Here is a 24,755-nt window from a genome sequence, read left to right as displayed (position 1 = left end):
GATTAAAAAATAAAATTGAGTTATTTTTCCTTTTTTACAGTTGGATCAATGTTTGTAGAATCCACAATATAAAGCGGTCTGTCTTTTACATTGACATTAATTCTACTAATATATTCGCCAATTACGCCTATCGATAATAGTTGAATACCTCCAATAAATGCGGCACTGATGATTAAAGAAGTCCAACCTGTGATGGTTTGTTCTAATATATAATGGGAAAATATGGCAAAAATAATCAGCAAGAATGAAAAGATAGAAATAATGAATCCCAAACGGCTTACAAAAAGTAAGGGTTTATCTGAAAAACCGGTAATACCATCGAAGGCTAAACGAAACATTTTACCATAGGTATACCCAGATTTTCCATGTTTTCTATAAGCCCTGTCATACAAAACATAAGCCTGTTTAAATCCTAACCAAGCAATTTGACCACGTAAAAATTTATTCTGCTCTGGCATTCTAATAATAGCCTCTACCACTTTTTTAGACACCAATCTAAAGTCTCCAGCGTCTAAAGGAATATCAAAAGTTACTATCTTTTTCAAAAGTCTATAGTACAATTTGGCCGTTAATTTTTTAAAAAATGATTCGCCTTTTCGCTTTTGTCGCTTTGCATAAACCACGTCAAATCCCTCTTTATGTTTGGCATATAAATCAGCAATTAATTCTGGTGGATCTTGAAGGTCTGCGTCAATAATTACGGTGCAGCTTGCATTGCTATGCTCCAATCCTGCGGAAACCGCTACTTGATGTCCAAAATTTCTACTAAAATCGATATAATAAACATCACTATCGCCTTGGGCAATTGTTTCTATCTGAGTCAGAGAGTCATCTGTACTTCCATCGTTGATAAATAGTATCTCGTAACTTAATTTAATTGTAGAAAGTGTTTGCTTAATCCTTCTATATAGCGTCTGTATATTTTCAGATTCATTGTAAACAGGAATTATAATGGAAATGTCATTGTCTTGCATAATCGTATCTTAATACGCATCTAATATAGTAAACTCATCTCGACTTATTCTTAGATCGATAAATATTAAAATAAGGGTTACTCCAAACAATTTCATAGTTATTTCGATTTAAAAATGCAATCATAATGGCATTTCGCTCATTACTATGAAAATCAGTGTTCTCTTTTTGAGTTGACATATAGTCTGGTATTGGCTCAGAAAAACTATAAATAGTTTCAAATTTTTGTTGCACAACGATTGGCAACACAGGGATTTCAGATTCCGCTTTATGCAACTTTTTTTCAAAAGAATTATAATCGTAAATCCAAACCCAAGGATTATACATATACGGTTTTGTTTCCGTTAAAAAATGGACCATTGGTATTTTATCATAGACCATTAAATAATCGTTTGGTTTTACAAATTTATTCAAATTCTGCAATAAGTCATTAACAATTTTGGCGCGTCGTTCCGTGGTGTAAATGCCTTTGGCCAAAGGGCTATTTATGGCATAGGTTTTTTCGAATCTACTTCCATTGTCAAAATATGCTTGTTGGGAAATATTATGCGTTTTAAGCAATAAAAAAGCCACAATAATTGCGTATAGAAATAAATGAACTGATTTCTTTGAAAGCTTTAGACTTGAGTTTATATTAAAATATTTTGAATTTGGAATTAGTAAATTTAAATTATCTATAGCATAGAAAAACAAAGGCAAACCAATCCAAATTCCCATATAGCCACTATTTTTTATGCCACCTCCTGTTCCTAAGGAAATAGTAATCAATGTGAAAAAAGATAAAACACTAATTATTTTTACTTCATTACTAAACTTTTTTATAAAAAGAATTGTTAAAGCACCTAATAAACAAAGGCTATATATTGGATAAATATTTCCTGTATTAAACCAAAAGACAAATAAGACGATTGAAAAAACAAAAATAAAAACATTGATGATTTTGTTATTGGGAATAAATCGTCTTAAAACATAAAGTCCCGTAACTATGGCAGCAAGTTTGATCGTTTCAACAGCAATACTCCTGTAATTATAATAAGGTGCCATAAATACCGATTTAAAATTATGTGAACTGTCCTCAGTATTCCCTAGGTCATTTATCGTAAAGAGGGCATTCTTCATTATTTCCAACTGCCCAAGCAAGCTTAAAGTTACATACACCATCAAAAAGCCAATAACAGATCCAAACCCAACAAATAAAAACGGCTTAATAGATTTCAAAATCGATTCTTTTCGTAAATAATATGCATATGGAACAACTAAGACCAATGAGAAAAGCACTAAGTTCGGAATACGGGTAAAAACATTTATACTTAAGATAATCCCAGACAATATGTATAAAAGCATACTGTTTTTTATGACAGCCTTATTTAACACATATATAATTATAACCGACATAAGTGCGGTCAAATAATTATGGTAATAGGTCAAAAACCCATAATCATTCACAAATAAAACCATGACCAATGCAAGGAGTAAAAATTCTTGTTTTATATAAGATTTTAATAATTTGTATGACAGATAAAAAGCTAGAGTGTTTACAATAATTCCAAGCAGCCTAAACCATAAAATGCCACCATCTTCATACAGCAGATACCATAAACCTCCTATAAAACCAGAAAACCAATACAAGAAATTATACTCTACACTTTCAGGATTTGAGAAAATTTGCTGATAAAACGTTAAAACGAAACCATCGTCGCAGACATCAAATCCTTGAAAAGCCACTAATAATTGTAAAAGCACGATAATTATTAATGTAATTTTGAATAGATTCTTCTGAATTTGTAATTCAAGCTTCATTAAGTTAAGCCTATTTAGTTAAAACGGTTTTGAGTAAAAATCAAATATAACATCTTATTTAATTGTTATTCCATTAATTTAGCGGCAATAAAAACAGATTTTAAAAGTGCCATTGAATCTCGATCCCAGAAAAATTCTCAGTCATCCTGTAATTTATACCTCCTATCAAAAAATTGTAGGTGGTTACAGAGCTCGTAAACTTTTTGTTGAAAATAACGTGAACATAAAACCTGGGCAAAAAATATTGGATATTGGTTGTGGCCCTGGAGATATATTAGAGTTTTTACCTAATGTTGACTATACAGGAATTGACTTAGACCCCAATTACATTGAACAGGCAAAAAAAAAATATGGAAACAAAGGTACATTTAAGTGTGCTGGAGTGGACGACTTAGATTTAATTGAGACTCACACTTTTGACATTGTTATTTCTGCAGGAGTCTTGCATCATTTAACGGATGAGCAATGTTTCAATTTGTTTAAAATTGCAGTAAAAGCCTTAAAACCAAATGGCCGTTTTGTATCGTTTGACGGTTGTTATGTTCCAAATCAAAACAAAATTTCCGCTTATTTCTTAAGAAAAGATAGAGGTCAATTTGTAAGAACCCAACATGAGTATGAACGTCTTGCTAAAATCCACTTCAACAATATAGATTCAACCATTGATGAATCCTATTTTTTTATTCCCTATACCTCTATTATTATGGATTGTAAAAACACGGCATATTAGTTTCAACAAAAATGAAAATTAATAAAATCAAATATTTTTACAAAGACCGTTCATTTTTTCTAATTGTATATTTCTGTGTTTTCCTGTTTTGCATTTTTAATGATCCTATATATTCTCCCGACACCTTCGGTTATTTAAGGGCTATGCCATTCCGTCAATTGGGCTATGTCATTTTCTTAAAAAGTTTTAGTTTCGTTTTTGGATCATATTTCGACATTGTGGCAGTAGCGTTTCATGCCCTATTTAGTTTGTTCTGTGTTCATTATTTTCATAAAAAAGTAGCTTCGATATTTAACTTGAACTACTTCCAAAGGCTTATTTTAACTGCGATTTTATTATTTCCTTTTTTCCCACCATTGCTTATTGCAAATAACTTATGTTCTGAAGGGCTAGGTTATGGTTTTTACCTTTTATTTATTGCTATTGGCTTAGACATTCTTTTTAATAATAAACGGGATCATCTTAAATATTATGTCATCATCTTTCTTGGCTTGGTCTTTACAAGAAGTCAGTTTATAATCTCCACTTTAATTTTCGCAGGCGTCTATTTTTTAATTTACAGGAAGTTTATCTTTCAAAGAAAACATATATCAACAATTATTGTTATGTGCGGTGTTGTGCTTATAGCAAGTCTAACGGAACGCAGCTATCATCTATTAAAAGATGGTTTTTTTAAACCTACTCCCTTAGGTTATACCAGTGCTTCAACAGCTCCGATCTATGTTTCTAACACCACGGATTATTCACTTATAAAACAAAAAGGTTACAGGGAAATTCTAAAAAGTACCTACGATACTTTAATTAAGAAAGACTTACTTTTAAAACCCAACCAAACACCAAAAGAAGACTATTTATTCTTTCATGAGAACCTATCAAAAATATGTAATCAAACTGTTAGAGAACAAGGCGTAGCCTATTATTTTAACCAACCAAGCCCTAAAGAGTGGAGTTCCAACCAAGTGGCTTCCTATCCATTTTTTGAAACTGAAGCTGCCTGTAAAACATATACTTTCACTTTAATTAGAGCAAATTTCAATAAATGGATTCAGCTGTTTTATACTAATATAACTTATGGTTTTTACACGCCAATTCTGTTTTTCTTTGTAGTGTTTATGTTCTTATTCAGTTTAGTTAAAACCACATTTTACGATCAAAAGCACTATGCCATTTTATTTCTATTATCATCTTTAATTTTATCGAATGCTCTTTTTATTGCCTTTGCAAGCCATTCTATACAACGTTATCTGTTTTACAATTATGCTTTGTTATTTTTGCTATTCATTAGTACACTCAAACTTTTAAAATGTGAGTAATAAACCTGAACTTTCCATTGTAATGCCATGCTTAAACGAAGCGGAAACTCTTGCTATTTGCATACATAAAGCGCAATCATTTCTTGAAAAGAATAATGTTATGGGCGAGATTATTATTGCAGATAACGGAAGTACGGATGGCTCAAAAGCTATTGCTAAATCTCATAATGCAATTGTAATCCATGCAGAACAAAAAGGATATGGAAGTGCGCTGAAGGCAGGAATTGAGGCAGCAAACGGATCTTATATTATTATGGGAGATGCTGATGACAGTTACGATTTTTCTAACCTTATGCCCTATCTGGTAGAATTGCGAAATGGAAAGGATTTAGTTATGGGAAATCGTTTTAAAGGTGGAATCGAAAAAGATGCTATGCCATTTTTACACCAATACTTAGGCAATCCTGTGTTATCTTTTGTAGGGCGTCTGTTTTTTAAAATTAATATTAATGATTTTCATTGCGGACTGAGAGGCTTTTCTAAAAGTGCCTACAAAACGATGAATTTAAAAACCTCTGGTATGGAGTTTGCCTCGGAAATGGTGGTAAAATCGAAGCTGAATAATTTATCTATTGCGGAAGTGCCAACAAAACTCCATAAAGATGGCAGAACTAGAGCACCACATTTAAAAACTTGGAGTGATGGTTGGAGACATTTACGTTTTTTAATGTTGTACGCACCAAATTGGTTGTTTCTTTACCCTGGAATTCTTTTAGCTTTAGTCGGTTTTGTGATGTCCTTTATTCTTGTCTTAAATCCTATTGAGTTTGAAAGCTTCACATTAGATGTACATACATTATTATACACTTCTGCGTTTCTATTAGTAGGGTTTCAATTTATCATATTCTATGGTTTGACAAAAATATTTGCTGTTGAAAATGAGCTACTTCCAAAATCCAACCGTTATAACAAACTTTTCAAATTTATCAACCTTGAAAAAGGCTTAATCTTTGGTTTTGTACTTTTAATAATTGGAGTATATTTAAGCTTTAAGGGTTTAGCCTCTTGGGAAAACACTCGTTTTGGGCCATTAGATACGAGCACTACGTTACGAATTATAATTCCTGCAATAACAACCTTACAACTTGGTATTCAAACGATATTATTCAGCTTATTTTTTAGTGTTTTAGGACTTAAAAAATAAGCCTTATTCTAGTTTTTCAAAAACAAATAAGTTATTCAGTCCTAATTGAAATCTTTTATGCTTCAAAAGTTTAAATTGTTTTGAATTAAAAATTAAGGGTACATCTTCCACCTTAAAACCATAGTGTTCTTCTAAAGACATACCATCTATTAGTCTTAATTTAGACAAAACCCAAAGTACATGATCTACAAATGGAGAAGGAACGGTAATAATAATTCGACCTTTTGTGTTGAGATAATTGTAACAATTATCTCTAAGTTGTTCTTGTTCTTCATTGGGAATATGCTCTAAAACGGCAAGCATGGTTATAGTGTCAAATGTTTTATCTTTTGGTAAATCGAGAGGAAATTTACCTGGTAGTAAAATGTAATTTTTATTTTGAATAGATTGCTTCAATAATGGATCTATACCAATACTATTCGAAATTGGCTTGGACTTCAGTTTCTTAAATAACGTATCATCAAAACAGCCAATATCCAGAACAGAGTCATTGGCTCTTACATAGGGTTTGGTCATTTTAATGCGCCAATCTCTTAAAACACGATCTACAAATTTCATTTATATATTGAAATATTTCAAGTTCAATAATACAAGAAAAAAAAGAGAAACACCTTTCAGTATTTCTCTTTTCAAAATTATATTTAAAATATCTTACTAGATATTCTTATTACGCTTACGATCCACTTCTTTTAAATAGATTTTACGCAATCTTAAGAAATTCGGTGTTACCTCAACATACTCATCTTTCTGGATATATTCCAACGCTTCCTCCAAAGAAAACTTAATAGCTGGTACAATTTTGGCTTTATCATCTGCACCAGAAGAACGTACGTTACTTAATTTTTTGGTTTTGGTAACGTTAACCGTCATATCATCTCCACGAGAGTTTTCCCCAATTACCTGACCTTCGTAAATATCTTCACCAGGATCGACGAAAAACTTACCTCTATCTTGTAACTTGTCAATAGAATAAGGAATTGCTTGGCCGTTTTCCATAGATACCAAAGACCCATTTTGACGTTCTGGAATGCCTCCTTTTAAGGGTTTGTAATCCGTAAAACGGTGTGCCATAATGGCTTCTCCAGCTGTGGCTGTTAACAATTGGTTACGTAAACCAATGATGCCACGAGACGGCACTATAAATTGGCAAACCATACGGTCGCCTTTGGCTTCCATACTTACCATTTCGCCTTTACGCATCGTTACCATTTCGATCGCTTTACCTGAAACATGCTCCGGTAAATCAATCGTCATTTCTTCAAACGGCTCACATTTGACACCATCAATTTCCTTGATGATTACTTGTGGCTGTCCAATTTGCATCTCATAACCTTCACGACGCATGGTTTCAATTAAAACCGATAAGTGCAATACACCACGGCCAAAAACCATAAATTTATCCGCACTATCCGTTTCTTCAACACGTAAGGCTAAATTCTTTTCCAGTTCTTTGGTCAAACGGTCTTTAATATGACGAGAGGTCACAAACTTTCCGTCTTTTCCGAAGAAAGGCGAATCGTTAATTGTGAATAACATACTCATCGTTGGCTCATCAATAGCTATGGTTTTTAAACCTTCAGGATTTTCAAAATCAGCAACTGTATCACCAATTTCAAAACCTTCTAAACCTACAATAGCACAAATGTCTCCCGTTTCTACCTCTTCTACTTTTAAACGACCTACACCTTCAAAGGTATGTAGTTCTTTAATCTTACTTTTAACTATTGAACCATCTCGTTTAACCAATGAGATTTGTTGGTTCACTTTTAAACCACCTCTGGTTAAACGCCCAATAGCAATTCGTCCTGTAAAGGATGAAAAATCCAAAGATGTAATTAGCATTTGAGTTGTACCTTCTTCGAATTTTGGTTCAGGCACATGCTCAATGACCATATCCAATAAAGGCTCAATATTTTCAGTTTCATTTTTCCAGTCATCGCTCATCCAGTTGTTCTTTGCAGAACCATAAACGGTTGGAAAATCCAGCTGCCATTCTTCTGCACCAAGTTCAAACATTAAGTCAAAAACTTTCTCATGTACTTCATCTGGTGTACAGTTTTCCTTATCCACTTTATTGATAACCACACATGGTTTTAATCCTAAATCAATCGCCTTTTGTAATACAAAGCGTGTTTGTGGCATTGGCCCTTCAAAAGCATCAACTAAAAGTAAAACACCGTCCGCCATGTTCAATACACGTTCAACTTCTCCACCAAAGTCGGCGTGACCAGGTGTATCAATTACATTAATTTTAGTGTCTTTATAAACAACAGAAACGTTTTTAGAGGTAATGGTAATACCTCTTTCACGCTCTAGATCGTTGTTATCTAGAATTAAGTCTCCTGTGTTTTCATTTTCACGAAACAGTTGACAGTGGTACATGATTTTATCTACCAATGTGGTCTTTCCGTGATCGACGTGTGCAATAATTGCGATGTTTTTAATCTTTGTCATAACTGATGCCCATTTTTAAGCGTGCAAATGTACGTCTTATTCTTGTCTTTTCGTTAATAATTTGTTATTATTTCATGTAGAAGCAATTTCAGTTGTATCTTTCACTAAATAATTGATTAACAGCGTAAAGCCTATTTTAAAAACCAATCGCTAATTGGGCCAAAATCGCTTCATTTTTGCAAACTAATTTGAACCCTCAAGAATTAACAAATGCATACGGTTAGCAAATTCACTAAATTTATCCCTTACCTCTATTTTTTGTCGGTAATTGCGTATTGGTTTACAACACTTAATAGACTTGAAGGCATTTCGGCCTATCCGATTTTACTTTTTGGAATTCCATTTTTATGGCAACTGATAAAACCGAGCAGACAATTAAACTTTTCATTAGGTATTGTGTTTGTCTGTCTGTCTTCCTATTTGATATTTGCTTATCTATTTGATATACTCAATATTATCCATTGGTCCGAATCGTCTAAAAAAATCCTTTTTTATGGTGGGCTTTTGGTCGTTGGTAATTTTGTAATGTCTCTTTGGATGGTGCGGAACAGTATTAAGAAGGAGTTTTGAAGTTAGATAATAGACCGCTTCGCTTTTAGAATCAAGAATCAAGACGAAGACCGAAAATTATCGACAATATTGAAAGTTTTTGGCCGTAGAGATATCAGGTGCTATAATTAAAAATAGTACTAGTAAGAATCTGAATTTGATGCGTCTTTTTACATTAAGCTTTTTACTTTCACTTTACACTTAATATTGATGATTGGTAGTACTGAAGACTAAACATTCAATAACCCAATAACTATATTTCCAACAAAGCAATCATAATCGTATCTTTGCTACCTAACAATTTAAGTTTAAAGCTTTGATCACTATCCCAAAATTAAAACACACCAATTCCAACAACTTCTTTTTACTTTGTGGCCCATGCGCTATTGAGGGCGAAGATATGGCATTGCGCATTGCTGAAAAAGTCATAAAAATTACTGATAAACTTGAAATTCCTTATGTATTTAAAGGGAGTTTCAAGAAAGCAAATCGAAGTAGAATTGATAGTTTTACAGGTATAGGAAACGAAAAAGCCTTAAAAATTCTGAGAAAGGTTTCTGAAACTTTTGATGTACCAACAGTAACAGATATTCACGAAACATCGGATGCTGCAATGGCTGCTGAATATGTTGACGTGTTACAAATTCCTGCGTTTTTGGTAAGACAAACCGATTTGGTAGTTGCCGCTGCCGAAACCGGAAAAGTGGTTAATTTGAAGAAAGGACAATTTATGAGTCCTGAGTCTATGAAACATGCGGTTCAAAAAGTAAAAGATGCAGGTAACCAAAAAGTGTGGATAACCGATCGAGGCACTATGTTCGGTTACCAAGATATGATTGTTGATTTTAGAGGCATTCCAACCATGCGTCAATATGCGCCAACGGTTTTAGATGTGACGCATTCCTTACAACAGCCTAACCAAAGTATTGGCGTTACTGGCGGACGACCAGATATGATCGAGACTATTGCCAGAGCTGGAATCGTTAACAACGTGGATGGTTTGTTTATTGAAACTCATTTTGATCCTGCAAACGCCAAAAGTGATGGTGCCAATATGCTACACTTGGATAATCTGGAAAGGTTGTTGGGTAATTTGGTGGCTATTAGAAAAACTGTTAATAGCTTATAAAACGAGTTATTTTTGAAAAACCCAATTGAAATAAGGCAAGCAACTGTAGAAGACATTCCCGAAATCACTAAGATTTTTAGGGACACGGTCACGCATATAAATTCCAAGCACTATTCCGAAAAACAGATTAAAGTTTGGGCCTCTGGCGCTGATGATATTGAAAAATGGGAAGAACGTATTAATAAACTTTATTTTATTGTCGCCGAAATTGAACAAACTATTGTTGGTTTCGCCTACTTAAAAAACGGAAACTGTTTTGATGGCCTTTTTGTTCATAAGGATTATCAACGTCAAGGTATTGGGTCTAAATTATTGCGCATTATAGAATCGCAGGTGATGATGAATGATTTTGAAGTCATCAAATCTGATGTAAGCAAAACGGCCTTACCATTTTTCGACAATAAATATTACGAAGTCATCAAGATACAAAAGAAGAATTTCAAAGGCCTTGTTTTTGAAAATTATTTGGTTGAGAAAACCCTATAAAAGGTTAGCTAAATCTCGAAAACTGCCTACTGAGACTGAACACTACTTTTTAAACGCCTTCACTCCAGCTTCAACTTCTGTAGGAATGTAATTTTCTCTTGGTACAATCGGACAAGAATACTTGGCATTATATGCGCAATATGGATTGTAAGCTGTATTAAAATCTATAATTAGTGTATCAGCTTCTGGTATACGTGCTTCTGTATATCGTCCGCCAGGATAACTTCCGTTGCCATTAGTATCGTCTAAAAATGGTAGAAAAAGATAATCCTCATAACCTTCCTCTTCTAAAAGTCCTAAATTTTGATAAATACTAAGTTCGTATGCTTTGTCTTTTAAAGTAAATGCAACTACGCCATACTTTACATAATCTGGTCGTTCTTCAGTCGTTGTTTTCATCTTGAAAGGTTTAGCATTTGGTGTTCTCTTCAACTTTGCTTTTACAACATAAGTAGAATCGAACTTATAGAAATCCAAACCCGTAAATTTCTTTCTATCCTTATCCTTTAGTGGCGATTTGGTAGCATCCTTGAAGTCTGCATTCATCTCCTTTTGCCATTCCGTTTCTTCGTTTAAAAGATGCTTTTCTTGAGCACAACCAACAAAAAAAACGATTAAAATAAGTAATACAAAATTCTTCATTTCAAAATATTTTAGAATTCAAAAATACAACTTACCTAATTTTATTGTAGTTTTGAGTTAGAAATAAAATAAAAACAATGTTAAATACAATTAGATATACAAAGCAAACCTGTGTGATTTCTTCGGAAAACATTCGGACACATTATCTATTGTAGCTATAAATATATACTATTAAACAATATTTAAAAGTCCGACGTTAACGTCGGACTTTTTATTTTATACCAACCATCAAAATGAAAAATTTATTCCAAAATTACCTTAGCACCTTTCATGGGCTTTCAAGAGAAGTATGGTGGCTAGCACTGATCACATTTGTAAATAGAGCTGGTACAATGGTAATTCCGTTTTTATCATTATACCTAACAGACAAATTAAATTTTACCTTTACAGATGTTAGTTGGATTATGAGCGCTTTTGGTTTAGGCTCAGTCGTTGGCACTTGGATTGGTGGGAAACTAACAGATACTATTGGTTACTATAAAGTAATGGTAAGAAGTCTTCTCAGTACTGGATTTCTCTTCATTGCCATGCAGTTCTTAAATACTTTTGCGAGTGTTTGTGTTGGTATTTTTTTGGTCATGGTCGTCGCTGACACCTTTAGACCAGCCATGTTTGTTGCTATGAGCGTTTATAGTAAACCAGAAAATAAGACGAGATCCGTAACTTTAATTCGTTTAGCTATTAACTTAGGTTTCTCGGCTGGACCTGCCATTGGTGGACTTATTATAACTACTTTGGGTTATGGTGGTTTATTTTGGGTAGATGGTATTACCTGTATCCTTGCCACTATTTTACTTATCAAAGTTTTAAATCCTAGAGTAGCAAAAGCAATAGATAACATTGTGGTAGAACATCCCATATCGGTATATAAGGATAAATTATTTTGGATATTTTTTGCCGCAATGGTATTATTCGGAATTATATTTTTACAATATTTTTCTACATTGCCACTTTACTATAAAGACATCCATCACTTAACAGAGCTAGACATAGGCATTCTCCTTGGTCTGAATGGTTTCTTTATTTTTTTGCTTGAAATGCCGTTAATTAAGTGGCTAGAACAAACAAAAAACACTAAAATAGGTCTCACGCTTTTGGGTCTACTTCTAACGATGTTAAGTTTTTATGTCCTCAATTTAACCTCGTGGATTGGTATTTTAGCTGTTGGTATGTTATTTATGACTATCGGTGAGATGATTGCTTTTCCCTTTTCTAATGCTTTTGCCATGGATAGAGCAAAAAAAGGAAAACAAGGCGAATACCTTTCCATGTATGTCATGGCGTTTTCTATTGCCCATATTTTCGGACATAGTGCAGGCTTGCGATTAATTGATAATTTTGGTTATAATAATACTTGGTATATTATGGTTGCTCTTGGATTTTTAGGAATTTTGCTTTTGCTGTATTTGAAACAGCAGCTGAAAAAAGAAATATTATGAACTTAAATCAAATAACCATCTCATCTTTAGATGCTAGAAGTGCTGTTAGCTTTTATAAAAAACTCGGTTTAAGACTGATGGTTGATGCGCTTCCGAGATATGCGCGGTTGGAATGTCCGGATGGCGATTGCACATTTTCAATACATCAAGTGGAAGATTTACCAATCAATAATAGCGTTACGCTATATTTTGAAGTCGAAAATCTTTCAAAAACAGTTTCGGAACTCCAACAAAAAGGTATTACTTTTAATACCGAAATTTTAGAGCAATCTTGGTTGTGGAGTGAAATTTATCTAAATGATCCTGATGGAAATACTATTATTATCTATCATGCAGGAAAAAATCGTAAAAATCCTCCATGGAGAATAAATTGAAAAAATTAAATGGAAACTATTTATAAAGACATTATAATTATTGGAGCTGGACCAATAGGAATAGCATGTGCATTAGAATGCAAAAAAAGGAATTGGGATTATACCATAATTGAAAAAGGCGCATTGACCAATTCATTGTTCAATTATCCGTTGAACATGACGTTTTTCTCAACGTCTGAAAAATTGGAAATTGATGAAATTCCTTTTATCAGCAATAACCCCAAACCCACTCGAAACGAAGCTTTAGAATATTATAGACGCGTTTCTACATCCAATAATTTGAATATTAATCTGTATGAGAAGGTATTGGATATCAACAAGGCAAAAAACGGATTTAAAATTGCATCTGATAAAGCCATCTATTATTCTAAAAAAGTAATCATCGCTACTGGCTTTTATGATATTCCAAATTTATTGAATGTTCCTGGCGAAGTTTTACCCAAAGTGTTTCACTATTATAAGGAAGCACATCCTTATACCTTGCAAAATATTGCGGTTGTAGGCGCCAGTAATTCGTCCGTGGATGCAGCACTCGAAATCTATAGAAAAGGTGGTAACGTTACCATGATTGTTAGAGGAAACACTATTGGCGAACGCGTAAAATATTGGGTAAAACCAGACATTTTAAACCGTATTGAAGAAGGCAGCATTAAAGCCTATTTTAATTCAGAAATCAAGGAAATTAAAGCCACAGAAATTATTGTAAAAACAAATGAAGGCGATATTACAATTTCGAATGATTATGTCGTGGCTCTGACGGGTTATCGACCTAATTTTAAATTTTTGGCTAACGCTGGAATTGAATTTTCAAAGGATGAAAAGCACATTCCTATTTACAATCCCGAAACCATGGAATCCAATGTTGAAGGACTTTATTTAGCAGGAGTCATCTGTGGTGGTATGGAAACCCATAAATGGTTTATTGAAAACTCTAGAATCCATGCAAAACTCATTGCCAACCATATAGAAAATAACAAAGAATAGTTTTGGAAGACGACTGGGAAAAACTACCACTATTTATAAAAGCAACAGAAATTAGTGAGTTGGTAGATCATATTGTTACAGCTGTTGAAAATACTGATATTGATTTTGAAGATGACATTAGAGCAGAAATGTTAGAAAGTAATTTGGATTATTTACGCGAAAATTCTTTAATAATTCCTGCAAAGATAGCTGGTGTTGCCAGTGAAGATACTCTCTACGATTTACGTATGGAAAATGCCGCAATCATAAGAAAAGCGGCACGAGAACTGATTACGAATGCTAGAGGATTGCAAATGCATGGCTACAAAGACACCGCATATCTTGACCTTTTAAGAACTGCGGTAGAAGAGTTTAGAATCCTTTTTGCCGAATGGGTGAAAACGTTTGACGAGTGGAATTATATTATTGATCGTTGGGGACTTTTTAATCCGCCAGGAGTGAATTACGACGACCACGATCCTGATGATGACATCCCGTTTGATCCTAATGATTTTTTTGATGAGGATTGATTAAATACCACACATTTAATGCGGTACGGACAAGTCGCGACTTGTCCCTATAAAGGCTTTATCTCCTTATATTTAACCACATGAGATAATACAATCTGTGTTTTGGTTTCCCCATAGCTGATTAACTGATCTATAAACGATTCCAGATGTTTTTGGTTTTTTAAAACCACTTCCATCACTATATTTTCGTTGCCTGTAATTCGATAGCAGTTCACGACCTCATCATAGGTTTTCACTTTTTCCAAAAATGGTTTTAACATGCCCATAAATGCTCGTAAAGTAATCAACGCTTTCAATTGATAACCAGCTTCAAAAGGCGACACAAAAGTGGTATAACCTTGGATAATTTCAGCATCTTCCATTTTTTTTATACGCTCAGAAACTGCAGGAGACGTTATTCCCACTTGTCGGCCAATTTCGGCACTTGACATTCGCGCGTTTTGCTGAAGGCACTTTAGAATTTTCCAGTTTAAATTATCGATTTTCATTTAAAGATATTTACCTATAAAAACATAATTATTAAAGCAAATATACTAAATGACTTTAATTATTAAAGCTCAATTTCAATTTAAGTCCTTAATTTCGTGTACATTGCTATTGAAAACATGAATTACAACTTACCATCACATTTTTCCGAATTGCCTGTTTACCAAAAGGCTATGGATATTATTATACTTTCCCGAAGCATTTCAACCTATCTAAATCAAGATTTATCCTATTTAAATCCTGATGGTTCCGAGGATGAACATATTTACTTTACAGGTGATATTGTACAACAATCCACAAATCTTGCGCCTAAAATCATAAGTGCTGAACAAGAACGTTGTTCTGACAAAAAAAGTAAGCATCTTGAAAGCTTAGATCGTTTAACAACACGACTATACAGTAATTGCAGAAGACTAGAAAAATCGAACAGTAATGGACGGGATTATTTACCTATCCTTCGTGGTGAGTTGAAAAAATTCAGAAAGCTGAAACATCACTGGATGATGACCTTGTAATTGATAAGCATTAATTACAAATATTAGTTTTAGCAATCCAAGGGGTAATCCACGTCGTTTCTTTCCCTAAAGTTATTTTAGTTTCAGGTTTTGAAAAGACCAAATGGAAATTCCCGTTTTTCTCAATGTAATTAAAAGTCAATTTAGTACAATAGGTACCCTTGCCATGATTTACAAGCATAGTAATTGTACTTCCTTTTATGTCAATATCCTTTACAGATTCCACCAAAATGAAATTCACATTAACATCTGGTGATAACTCTTCTGAACTATAACGATCTAAATCATTCATTTCAATCATATCAGCTACGATATCTTGAACCCAGTTTTCAACTGATTTATTTTGACTCTTCAAAGAAATTGAAGCCATTAGTAGAAGAATTGCGATAGAATATTTCATAAGACTTAAAAGTTCAACTTTATTTAATCACTTGTGCATTACTCATAAATGCATTTTGATAATTCTGTATTTTAGAATTCATAGTATCAGAAATAATCATAAACTGACATTTATGAAGACTTTCAGACAACCGTAAAATATGATTGTAGGCATTATTACGACCTAAATAATCCGCATCTTCTATAGCAAATAATTGAACTTCGCCTAAATGAATACCATTCAGAAAATAAATTTTGCTTAAACGCGCAGGTGTTGCTATGACAATATCTTGACCGTAATAGACTTCTGTTTTTTGCTTTTCAATATCGTATTCGTCATAAAGTGTATACACCCTTAAATCCGTTGTATTTGTAAAGCGCTCAAATTCATCTTTTAAATCTAAAGCACTTTGTTTGTCATTGACTACTATAATGGCTCTTGGCGAATCTTCGAAAGCCGCTGCTTTTAATTTATGGATGGTCGCTATAATTAGTGCAGTGGTTTTTCCACTGTCTTTTGGTGCAATCACATAAGCATCGGAACCACCTTTTAAAATTGGCAACACTTTTTTCTGAAATGCATTTGAAGTTTCAAACCCTTCATTTTCTAAGGATTCTTTTAATAAAGGGTGCAGTTTTTTGAATGACATTATCGCTATTTTTAAATAGCAAATTACAATAGTGCTATCTCAAGCAAAGATATCATTAATGACAGACTTTACAGTAAGCTTTATCTCGAATTTACCCAACTAAATAACCTTCATTATTCATTTTGAAGCCACAAGAACGTGAAAACATTTTCAATCTGTTCTTTTTCACCTTTTACTTGGTAGTTTAAGAAAAAGCAAAGGTTCTCTTAGATAATTCGGCAAACGTTATTGACTACTCTCTTAACTAAATATCTTTTGTTTCTCAGTAATGCTCAGCATAAGCCCTTCGACTTAGCTCAGGACAGGCTAATCAAACACTTTTTCAGAAAAAGAAAAAGTGGTTCTCTGAGATACTTCGACTGCGCTCAGCATAAGCGATTCACTCACTTTTTGCAAAAAGCAAAAAGTGGTTCTCTGTTTACATATTACGGCGATACTGACCACCAACCTCAAACAAGGCAGATGTGATTTGCCCCAACGAACAAACCTTACAGACCTCCATCAACGCTTCAAAAATATTCTCGTTATTAATGGCTTTGCTTTGCAAATTTTTCAATAATTCTTCAGTATCATGTGCATTATGCAGATGTTCTAAAGTTTTTATCTGAAACTGCTTTTCGTCTTCAGTTGCTCTAATCACTTCTGCTGGCTGAACCGCTGGCGAACCTTTACTACTCAAAAAGGTGTTCACACCAATAATTGGAAACTGTCCGTTATGCTTTAAGGTTTCATAATACAGGCTTTCTTCTTGGATTTTGCTGCGTTGGTACATAGTTTCCATGGCTCCGAGAACACCACCTCTTTCCGTGATGCGATCAAACTCCAATAAAACGGCTTCTTCTACCAAATCGGTCAATTCTTCAATGATGAATGCACCTTGGATTGGGTTTTCATTTTTAGCCAATCCTAACTCTTTATTAATTATCAGTTGAATTGCCATCGCTCGTCGAACTGACTCTTCCGTAGGTGTTGTAATTGCTTCATCATAAGCATTGGTATGTAATGAATTACAATTATCATAAATCGCATATAAAGCTTGAAGTGTTGTTCTGATATCATTAAAATCAATTTCTTGGGCATGTAAACTACGTCCAGAAGTTTGAATGTGATATTTCAACATTTGCGCTCTAGGATTCGCACCATATTTGTGCTTCATCGCTTTAGACCAGATCTTACGTGCCACACGACCTATAACCGCGTATTCGGGATCTATACCATTTGAAAAGAAGAAGGATAAATTAGGTCCGAACTTATTGATGTCCATGCCTCTACTTAAATAATATTCTACATAAGTAAACCCATTGGATAAAGTCAATGCTAGTTGTGTTATTGGGTTTGCTCCTGCTTCGGCAATATGATAACCGGAAATAGAGACCGAATAGAAATTCCGAACATTATTTTCAATGAAATATTCCTGAACATCTCCCATTAAACGCAGCGCGAATTCAGTAGAGAAAATACAGGTATTTTGAGCCTGATCTTCTTTTAAAATATCAGCTTGAACTGTTCCTCGAACTTGTGCGATGGTGTTCTTTTTTATTTCGGCATAAACATCGGAAGGTAAAACTTGATCACCCGTAACACCTAAAAGCATTAAACCTAAACCGTCGTTTCCTTCTGGAAGTTTACCGTTATATTTTGGTCGCTCATTATCTTTATAAATGGCTTCAATTTTCTTTTCTACTTCTTTTTCTAAACCATTTTCTTTGATGTAGATTTCACATTGCTGGTCTATCGCTGCATTCATAAAAAAGCCCAATAACATTGGCGCAGGACCATTGATGGTCATACTCACAGAAGTCATCACATTTGCCAAATCAAAACCAGAATACAGTTTTTTAGCATCATCCAAACAACAGATGGAAACACCAGCATTTCCAATTTTACCATAAATATCTGGACGTAAATCAGGGTCATTTCCATAAAGTGTTACACTATCAAAAGCTGTCGACAATCGTTTTGCCGGTAAACCTGCACTGACATAATGAAAACGTCTATTGGTCCGTTCTGGACCACCTTCACCTGCAAACATTCTTGCAGGATCTTCTCCTGTTCTTTTAAATGGATATAAACCGGCTGTATATGGAAATTCGCCAGGTACATTTTCTTGCAAACACCATCTTAAAATATCTCCCCAAGCCTGATATTTTGGCAAGGCTACTTTTGGGATTTGCGTATGTGAAAGCGATTCGGTGTGGGTTTCAATTTTAATTTCTTTATCTCTGACTTTAAACGCATAAACAGGATCTTTATATCGATTTACTTTGTCGTCCCAACCTGTTATAACTTCCCAATTGTAAGGATCAAGATTTAGTTTTACACGGTCGAATTCTTTAATCAAAAGATTCAACAACTGATATTGAGATTCCTTGTCAGTCGCACTTCCTTCTGTCGGAATGACATTACCTTTGTCATTCTGAGCTTGTCGAAGAATCTCATCTTCATCTAAACCTAATTTTCCAATGAAAGACTTTTCGACGGAATTTAAAGTGACATTTCCAACCGAACATATCGTTTTATAAATTCCATATAGTTTCTGAGCAACTTCTACCTGTTCGTTGGCCGTTTTATCATAACCTCTATTATTTTCTGCGATTTCTGACAAGTATCGTGTTCTTGACGGTGGAATCACAAAAATCTTCTCACTCATTTCCTTAGAAATTTCAAAAGTCGATTTTAATTCTGCATCCGCTTTTTCAACCAGTTTGTCCATAACGGCCTTATAAAGCGTATTCATTCCTGGATCGTTGAATTGCGAGGCAATGGTGCCATAAACTGGTAACTCATCTTGAGGAATATCCCAAAGATTATTATTGCGCATGTATTGCTTTTTCACATCTCGAAGCGCATCTAAAGAACCACGTTTATCAAATTTGTTTATGGCTACTAAATCTGCAAAATCGAGCATATCAATTTTTTCAAGCTGTGTAGCCGCTCCAAATTCTGGAGTCATGACGTATAAAGACACATCAGAATGTTCTATAATTTCGGTATCTGATTGTCCGATTCCTGAGGTTTCAAGAATGATCAAATCATATTCAGCCGCTTTTAAAACCTCAACAGCTTCATTTACATATTTAGACAATGCAAGGTTAGATTGACGTGTTGCCAAACTTCGCATATAAACTCTTGGCGAATTAATGGCATTCATACGAATTCTATCTCCTAAAAGTGCACCACCCGTTTTTCGTTTGGAAGGATCTACAGAAACCAAGCCAACCGATTTTTCGGGAAAATCAATTAAGAAGCGACGTACCAATTCATCTACCAAGGATGATTTACCGGAACCTCCTGTTCCTGTGATTCCGAGAACTGGAGTCCCTTTTCCCGTTTTCCCCAAAGAGGAAAATCTCTCAGCATTCGCATTTAATATAGTGCTGAATTTTTCGGGTTCGTTTTCAGCAACTGTTATTAAACGTGCTATTGTATTTACGTCTTTTTCTTTTAATTCAGTACTTATTCCCTTCCCTTTTGGAAGGGTTAGGGATGGGCTAGTATCACTCTGCTCCACCAAATCATTAATCATGCCTTGTAAACCTAGTGCTCTTCCGTCATCTGGCGAATAGATTCTGGTAATCCCATAATCCATTAATTCTTTGATTTCTTCAGGAAGAATAACGCCTCCGCCACCTCCAAAGATTTTGATATGACCTGCTCCTTTTTCCTTTAACAAATCGTACATATATTTAAAATACTCATTGTGACCACCTTGATAAGAGGTCAAGGCAATAGCATTCGCATCTTCTTGAATGGCAGTATTTACAACCTCCTCTACACTTCTATCATGGCCTAAATGAATCACTTCAACACCTGTTGATTGAATAATGCGACGCATAATATTAATTGCCGCGTCGTGTCCATCAAATAGGGATGCTGCAGTTACTATACGTACTTTATGTTTTGGTTTATAAGGTGTAGCTTGTTTCATTCGTAAAAAAATTACTAATTTGAATGGCAAATTTAAGGAATATTCAAAAATTTAAAGCAATAATCATTAATTATCTAAATCTTTAAGAAAGGGCGAATAGCTTACAATTTTAATTACTTTTAACAATTCATTCAATGTCAATTTTATGCAAAAAATAACGCTACTTATTCACTGTGAAGATCAACCAAATATTATTGCTTCAGTTACTAGTTTTATGGCTTCCAACGACGGAAACATTGTATATATAGATCAGCATGTCGATAGAGAACAAAACATCTTTTTTATGCGTTTGGAATGTGAATTTACTTCAAACGTATTTTCTATTGATAAATTTAAAGCCCTATTTAAAAATTCGTTGGCGGAAAAATTTAAGCTTAAATGGCGTATGTATGCAGCCGATAAGAAACCAAGAATGGCATTGTTTATTTCCAAATATGACCATTGTTTGTACGATATTTTAAGTCGTTATAATTCGGGAGAATTGTTTCTTGAAATTCCTTTCATTTTAAGCAATCATCTCGATTTAAAACCTATCGCAGAAAGTTTTAAAATTCCATTTTTTCATGTTCCAGTGACAAAAACCACAAAACATGAAGCTGAGCAGAAGCAATTAGAACTATTAGAAAAACATCAAATTGATTTTATAGTATTGGCAAGGTACATGCAAATTGTGTCTGGAACTTTAATCGATAAGTACCCGAACAAAATCATTAACATCCATCATTCATTCTTGCCTGCTTTTGTAGGTGCTAAACCTTATCATTCAGCTTACAAACGAGGCGTAAAAATTATAGGCGCCACAAGTCATTATATTACAGAAGAATTGGATGCAGGACCAATCATTGAGCAAGGTGTTACTCATGTTTCTCATTCACATTCTATTAAAGACTTAATTGCCAAAGGACGTGATTTAGAGAAAATTGTACTATCTAATGCCATTAAACTTCATGCTAATAGAAAAGTTATGGTGTTTAATAATAAAACAGTTATTTTTTCCTGATAATGTGACTTATTATTTTAATTAGGTCTAATGTCTAACAGAAACGCTTAAATAGGTTTTCAAATTTAGAAACAGCATAAATATTGAAACCTTTGCATATATAATAAATTATCTTTGCTCAAATTATAAAAAACAAATCATGATTAAGAAAATCTTTGCTTTACTTATTATTTTCAATTTAACAGCTTGTGCAGAATTACAACAGGTAGTTGATTCGTTACCTGAAGGTACGGGAGACGTGTTGGGCAATGCTGATATTGCTGCCGGATTGCGACAAGCCTTAGATTTAGGCATTGACAAACAAGTGACTAAGTTAACTGCTGAAGATGGCTTTTTTAAGAATGAATTAGTTAAAATCGTTTTACCAGATGAATTAAAGAAAGTCGATGAAACGTTGCGAAAAATAGGCTTAAGCAGTTTAGCTGACGAAGGCTTAAAAGTACTGAATAGAGCTGCAGAGGATGCCGTATCAGAAGCGACACCTATTTTTGTAAATGCTGTGAAAGGCATCACTTTTGATGATGCTAAAAATATATTGCTTGGCGATGATACTGCAGCAACCTCTTATTTAACATCCAAAACACAAACGGCACTTTACGATAAATTCAAACCAGTAATCAACAATTCATTTAGTAAAGTGGGTGCTGACCAAATTTGGACGAATCTTATTACCAAATACAATAATTTGCCTTTAACCAATAACGTGAATCCAGATCTAACGGATTATGTCACTGGCGAAGCTTTAAAAGGTGTTTACACCATGATTGCTGTTGAAGAAATAGAAATAAGAAACAAAGTGTCTTCTCGAACTACGGATTTATTGAGGAAGGTATTTGCTTTGCAAGACTAGAAAAAGTTAAAATATTTTTTTAGGCTTTAACATTCTTTTTAGATATAAATTACTAACTTTCAACGAGTAACTAATAACACATTCCGTTGTGGCTAATTTGAATCGACTTCTAAATAAAAAGAAAAAGCTAAATAAAAAATATAAGCAGCTTATTGAAGAGGCTTATAATTTAAGACAAACCGATCATGCATTAAGCGATTTTTCTGAGTATAAAGCCACCAAAGTGCTACATAAAATCAATAAGCTAAAATTTGTTGTTGGAGATACTGCCTTACAGGCTAATTAATCGATATTTAATACTTTCCTAATAGTAACATAACATTCAACTCACAGAATATAAGCATCTTTGTAATGCAAAAGATTGAGTTAGTTAAATCTCGAATTAGTTAGTTGAAGTCGGTATTTTAGATAGTATCGACTTTTTGCGTTTCATCATGTAGCGTTTTAAAATACGGATAGGACTTCAATAAACGGCTGCCATACCAAGAAAATAATTCGCCATCCACAATTTTAACTGTCTTTTCAGGAAATTTTGATTTCAATTCTAAAATATGTTCCGACTTAAAGGGAAACGGTTCGCTGGACAAGAAAATAAGATCTGCCTCTTTTAATTTTGAATTGTTTAAGTCGATTTCCGGATAACGCTCTTCTACTTTAAACGCATTTGTGAATCCGGCTTCCGAGATCATAGCATCGATAAAATTAATTGACGCTGCCACCATCCAAGGATTTTTCCAAATGAAATAAGCAACTTTTAATTCCTCTTTCGCTTTAATTTGGAGTTGAAATGCCTCACGTGCATTTCGAATATTTGAAATTAACTCTGAAGCACGTTTTTCTTTATGAAATATATTGCCATACATTTTTATCAACTCAAAACAATCTTCCAAATCGTAAATATCACTAATATGAATTGGCACAATAGTTTCAAGTTCTGCAATCATTTCTTTTGTATTCTCTTCTTTATTACAAAGAATGATATCAGGATTTAAATCCATTATTTTCTGAAGATTAACTTGCTTTGTACCGCCAACCACCTTTTTTGATAGTCGCAGATGTTTTGGATGCACACAGAATTTAGTCACACCAACGATTAAGTCTTCTATACCTAAATCGACCAACAATTCGGTTTGGGAAGGTACTAGTGAGATGATTCGTTTTGGCGTTTTCTCTAGTTGAAATTTTCTGTTGAGTTGATCCTTCATCTTTTTAGTTTTTAGTCGTAGTATCAGTTTTCAGGCTTACTCATATGAGAAACTGTAAACTGTGACTGAGACTGTAACTGTAACTGTGACTGTGACTGTGACTGTGACTATGACTATGACTGTTAATTAAGACTTTTCACTCAAAACAGCTTCCATTTGCACCTGCAATTCCTCAGCTTTTACAGCAGCAGCTTGCGCAAAATCTTCATTTTGGGAAGCGTAAATTATACCACGTGATGAATTTATTAATAAACCAACCGAACTATTCATACCATATTTACACACGTCTTGAAGATTGCCGCCTTGGGCACCAACTCCAGGCACCAACAAAAAGCTATCAGGAATAATTTTACGAATATCAGCTAAAAACTCCGCTTTGGTCGCACCAACCACGTACATTAAGTTTTCTGAATTCTGCCAAGATTTAGAGGTTTCCAAAACTTGTTTGTATAACTCTACGCCATCTACTGTTTTTGTCTGAAAATCAAAAGCGCCTTGATTGGAGGTTAAGGCTAAAAGAATGGTATGCTTATCTTTAAAAGCTAAAAAAGGTTCTACGGAATCCTTTCCCATATATGGTGCAACCGTTACACTATCGAAACCTAAATCCTCAAAAAACGCTTTGGCATACATGGTACTTGTATTACCAATATCGCCTCGTTTAGCGTCAGCAATGGTGTAAATTTCAGGATGTTTTTCGTTGAGATAGTCGATTGTTTTTTCTAAAGCTCGCCAACCTTTAATGCCGTAAGCTTCGTAAAAAGCGGTGTTTGGTTTGTAGGCAACGCATAAATGATGTGTTGCATCTATAATGGCCTTATTAAAAGCGAAGATGGGATCTTCTTCTTTTAATAAATGTTGTGGGATTTTATTTAAATCGACGTCTAAGCCTATGCAGAGGAAGGATTTCTTTTGTTGGATTTGTGTTGTTAGTTGGGTTGTTGTCATTTTTTTGCCACTAATTCACGATTGTTAATTTAAGGATTCACAATCAATTAACATGAAGTTGTGTTTGTAATCACCTTTACTTTAACCTGTTATAAACAAGGAGTATCAAGGGTTATACCACACGTTCTTTATTTCGTTTTCTTATTTTCTTTTAAACATTCTATATGAAATTCCTCCAATTATAAAAAGTGGTAAAATATACATTACAAGTTTATTAAGTCCGTTATTTAAAGTTTGACTTGCCTGTCCACCTTCTCCAAAAATCAAAGG

25 protein-coding genes are annotated in these 24,755 nt (G+C 34.0%); 14 read left to right on the top strand and 11 right to left on the bottom strand.

The window, feature by feature from the left end; genetic code table 11:
• Positions 1-20 precede the first annotated feature (20 nt).
• Positions 21-974: a glycosyltransferase family 2 protein gene (locus HM990_RS04160; RefSeq protein WP_178987733.1), complete on the bottom strand. Its 954-nt coding sequence runs from the start codon at positions 972-974 to the stop codon at positions 21-23.
• Between the two features lie 34 nt (positions 975-1,008).
• Positions 1,009-2,772 (bottom strand): hypothetical protein, encoded by a 1,764-nt coding sequence (locus HM990_RS04155; protein WP_178987732.1) that lies wholly within the window; start codon positions 2,770-2,772, stop codon positions 1,009-1,011.
• 106 nt (positions 2,773-2,878) lie between these two features.
• Here HM990_RS04155 and HM990_RS04150 point away from each other — a divergent pair, with 106 nt between their 5' ends.
• From HM990_RS04150 to HM990_RS04140, 3 genes are read left to right on the top strand one after another with little or no spacing between them, the layout of a single operon-like run.
• Entirely contained in the window at positions 2,879-3,502 is a 624-nt protein-coding gene (locus HM990_RS04150) for a class I SAM-dependent methyltransferase (RefSeq protein ID WP_178987731.1), read from the top strand.
• 11 nt (positions 3,503-3,513) lie between these two features.
• Entirely contained in the window at positions 3,514-4,815 is a 1,302-nt protein-coding gene (locus HM990_RS04145) for a hypothetical protein (RefSeq protein WP_178987730.1), read from the top strand.
• A complete protein-coding gene (locus HM990_RS04140; RefSeq protein ID WP_229719359.1) occupies positions 4,808-5,959 on the top strand; it encodes a glycosyltransferase family 2 protein in 1,152 nt (383 codons plus the stop codon). Before HM990_RS04145 ends, HM990_RS04140 begins: the two co-directional genes overlap by 8 nt.
• A gap of 3 nt (positions 5,960-5,962) precedes the next feature.
• Here HM990_RS04140 and HM990_RS04135 read toward each other — a convergent pair whose 3' ends face one another.
• Together HM990_RS04135 and typA are read right to left on the bottom strand one after the other, a co-directional pair.
• Positions 5,963-6,517 carry a class I SAM-dependent methyltransferase gene (locus HM990_RS04135; protein ID WP_178987729.1) on the bottom strand — a complete coding sequence of 185 codons (555 nt, stop codon included), beginning with the start codon at positions 6,515-6,517 and terminating at the stop codon, positions 5,963-5,965.
• A 96-nt stretch (positions 6,518-6,613) separates the two neighbouring features.
• Positions 6,614-8,413 carry a translational GTPase TypA gene (typA, locus tag HM990_RS04130; RefSeq protein ID WP_178987728.1) on the bottom strand — a complete coding sequence of 600 codons (1,800 nt, stop codon included), beginning with the start codon at positions 8,411-8,413 and terminating at the stop codon, positions 6,614-6,616.
• A 210-nt stretch (positions 8,414-8,623) separates the two neighbouring features.
• On the opposite strand from typA, the gene HM990_RS04125 reads away from it, so the two are divergent.
• The 3 genes from HM990_RS04125 (at position 8,624) to HM990_RS04115 (ending at position 10,577) form a co-directional block, all read left to right on the top strand.
• A complete protein-coding gene (locus tag HM990_RS04125) occupies positions 8,624-8,983 on the top strand; it encodes a hypothetical protein (RefSeq protein ID WP_178987727.1) in 360 nt (119 codons plus the stop codon).
• A gap of 304 nt (positions 8,984-9,287) precedes the next feature.
• Positions 9,288-10,091, top strand: a complete 804-nt coding sequence (gene kdsA, locus HM990_RS04120) for a 3-deoxy-8-phosphooctulonate synthase (RefSeq protein WP_178991816.1) — start codon at positions 9,288-9,290, stop codon at positions 10,089-10,091.
• A 12-nt stretch (positions 10,092-10,103) separates the two neighbouring features.
• On the top strand, positions 10,104-10,577 hold the full coding sequence (locus HM990_RS04115) for a GNAT family N-acetyltransferase (RefSeq protein ID WP_178987726.1): 474 nt from the start codon (positions 10,104-10,106) through the stop codon (positions 10,575-10,577).
• A 42-nt stretch (positions 10,578-10,619) separates the two neighbouring features.
• Here the strand turns inward: HM990_RS04115 and HM990_RS04110 are convergent, their stop codons facing one another.
• Positions 10,620-11,219: a DUF1684 domain-containing protein gene (locus tag HM990_RS04110; RefSeq protein ID WP_178987725.1), complete on the bottom strand. Its 600-nt coding sequence runs from the start codon at positions 11,217-11,219 to the stop codon at positions 10,620-10,622.
• A 233-nt stretch (positions 11,220-11,452) separates the two neighbouring features.
• Between HM990_RS04110 and HM990_RS04105 the strand changes: the two genes are divergently transcribed.
• The 4 genes from HM990_RS04105 to HM990_RS04090 are packed head-to-tail and all read left to right on the top strand — an operon-like array spanning position 11,453 to position 14,525.
• The gene (locus HM990_RS04105; protein ID WP_178987724.1) at positions 11,453-12,658 is read left to right on the top strand and encodes an MFS transporter; all 1,206 of its coding nucleotides are present in this window, start codon (positions 11,453-11,455) and stop codon (positions 12,656-12,658) included.
• Entirely contained in the window at positions 12,655-13,032 is a 378-nt protein-coding gene (locus HM990_RS04100; protein WP_178987723.1) for a VOC family protein, read from the top strand. Before HM990_RS04105 ends, HM990_RS04100 begins: the two co-directional genes overlap by 4 nt.
• A 9-nt stretch (positions 13,033-13,041) precedes the next feature.
• Positions 13,042-14,016, top strand: a complete 975-nt coding sequence (locus HM990_RS04095; RefSeq protein WP_178987722.1) for a YpdA family putative bacillithiol disulfide reductase — start codon at positions 13,042-13,044, stop codon at positions 14,014-14,016.
• Positions 14,017-14,018: 2 nt separating this feature from the next.
• Positions 14,019-14,525 (top strand): hypothetical protein, encoded by a 507-nt coding sequence (locus HM990_RS04090; RefSeq protein ID WP_229719358.1) that lies wholly within the window; start codon positions 14,019-14,021, stop codon positions 14,523-14,525.
• A gap of 47 nt (positions 14,526-14,572) precedes the next feature.
• Here the strand turns inward: HM990_RS04090 and HM990_RS04085 are convergent, their stop codons facing one another.
• Positions 14,573-15,013: an Lrp/AsnC family transcriptional regulator gene (locus HM990_RS04085; RefSeq protein WP_178987721.1), complete on the bottom strand. Its 441-nt coding sequence runs from the start codon at positions 15,011-15,013 to the stop codon at positions 14,573-14,575.
• A gap of 117 nt (positions 15,014-15,130) precedes the next feature.
• On the opposite strand from HM990_RS04085, the gene HM990_RS04080 reads away from it, so the two are divergent.
• Complete coding sequence (locus tag HM990_RS04080; protein WP_178987720.1) at positions 15,131-15,526, top strand: hypothetical protein; 396 nt, start codon at positions 15,131-15,133, stop codon at positions 15,524-15,526.
• Positions 15,527-15,536: 10 nt separating this feature from the next.
• Here the strand turns inward: HM990_RS04080 and HM990_RS04075 are convergent, their stop codons facing one another.
• The 3 genes from HM990_RS04075 to HM990_RS04065 form a co-directional block, all read right to left on the bottom strand.
• Positions 15,537-15,926, bottom strand: coding sequence for a hypothetical protein (locus HM990_RS04075; RefSeq protein ID WP_178987719.1), 390 nt, complete (start codon positions 15,924-15,926; stop codon positions 15,537-15,539).
• Positions 15,927-15,945: 19 nt separating this feature from the next.
• Positions 15,946-16,554 (bottom strand): DEAD/DEAH box helicase, encoded by a 609-nt coding sequence (locus HM990_RS04070; RefSeq protein ID WP_178987718.1) that lies wholly within the window; start codon positions 16,552-16,554, stop codon positions 15,946-15,948.
• 418 nt (positions 16,555-16,972) lie between these two features.
• Entirely contained in the window at positions 16,973-20,482 is a 3,510-nt protein-coding gene (locus HM990_RS04065; RefSeq protein WP_178987717.1) for a methylmalonyl-CoA mutase family protein, read from the bottom strand.
• Between the two features lie 145 nt (positions 20,483-20,627).
• Here HM990_RS04065 and purU point away from each other — a divergent pair, with 145 nt between their 5' ends.
• The 3 genes from purU (at position 20,628) to HM990_RS04050 (ending at position 22,618) form a co-directional block, all read left to right on the top strand.
• The gene (purU, locus tag HM990_RS04060; RefSeq protein WP_178987716.1) at positions 20,628-21,482 is read left to right on the top strand and encodes a formyltetrahydrofolate deformylase; all 855 of its coding nucleotides are present in this window, start codon (positions 20,628-20,630) and stop codon (positions 21,480-21,482) included.
• A 139-nt stretch (positions 21,483-21,621) separates the two neighbouring features.
• Complete coding sequence (locus HM990_RS04055) at positions 21,622-22,332, top strand: DUF4197 domain-containing protein (RefSeq protein ID WP_178987715.1); 711 nt, start codon at positions 21,622-21,624, stop codon at positions 22,330-22,332.
• 88 nt (positions 22,333-22,420) lie between these two features.
• The gene (locus HM990_RS04050) at positions 22,421-22,618 is read left to right on the top strand and encodes a Lacal_2735 family protein (protein WP_178987714.1); all 198 of its coding nucleotides are present in this window, start codon (positions 22,421-22,423) and stop codon (positions 22,616-22,618) included.
• A gap of 118 nt (positions 22,619-22,736) precedes the next feature.
• Here the strand turns inward: HM990_RS04050 and HM990_RS04045 are convergent, their stop codons facing one another.
• Entirely contained in the window at positions 22,737-23,537 is an 801-nt protein-coding gene (locus HM990_RS04045) for an ABC transporter substrate-binding protein (protein WP_178987713.1), read from the bottom strand.
• A 126-nt stretch (positions 23,538-23,663) separates the two neighbouring features.
• Positions 23,664-24,485: an orotidine-5'-phosphate decarboxylase gene (gene pyrF / locus HM990_RS04040; RefSeq protein ID WP_178987712.1), complete on the bottom strand. Its 822-nt coding sequence runs from the start codon at positions 24,483-24,485 to the stop codon at positions 23,664-23,666.
• Between the last annotated feature and the right edge of the window lie 270 nt (positions 24,486-24,755).

The sequence above is a fragment of the Winogradskyella schleiferi genome, from assembly GCF_013394655.1.
Lineage (GTDB): Bacteria > Bacteroidota > Bacteroidia > Flavobacteriales > Flavobacteriaceae > Winogradskyella > Winogradskyella schleiferi.
The sequence above is the reverse complement of the archived record's forward strand: the minus strand, read 5'-3'. Positions and strand labels throughout refer to the sequence as shown.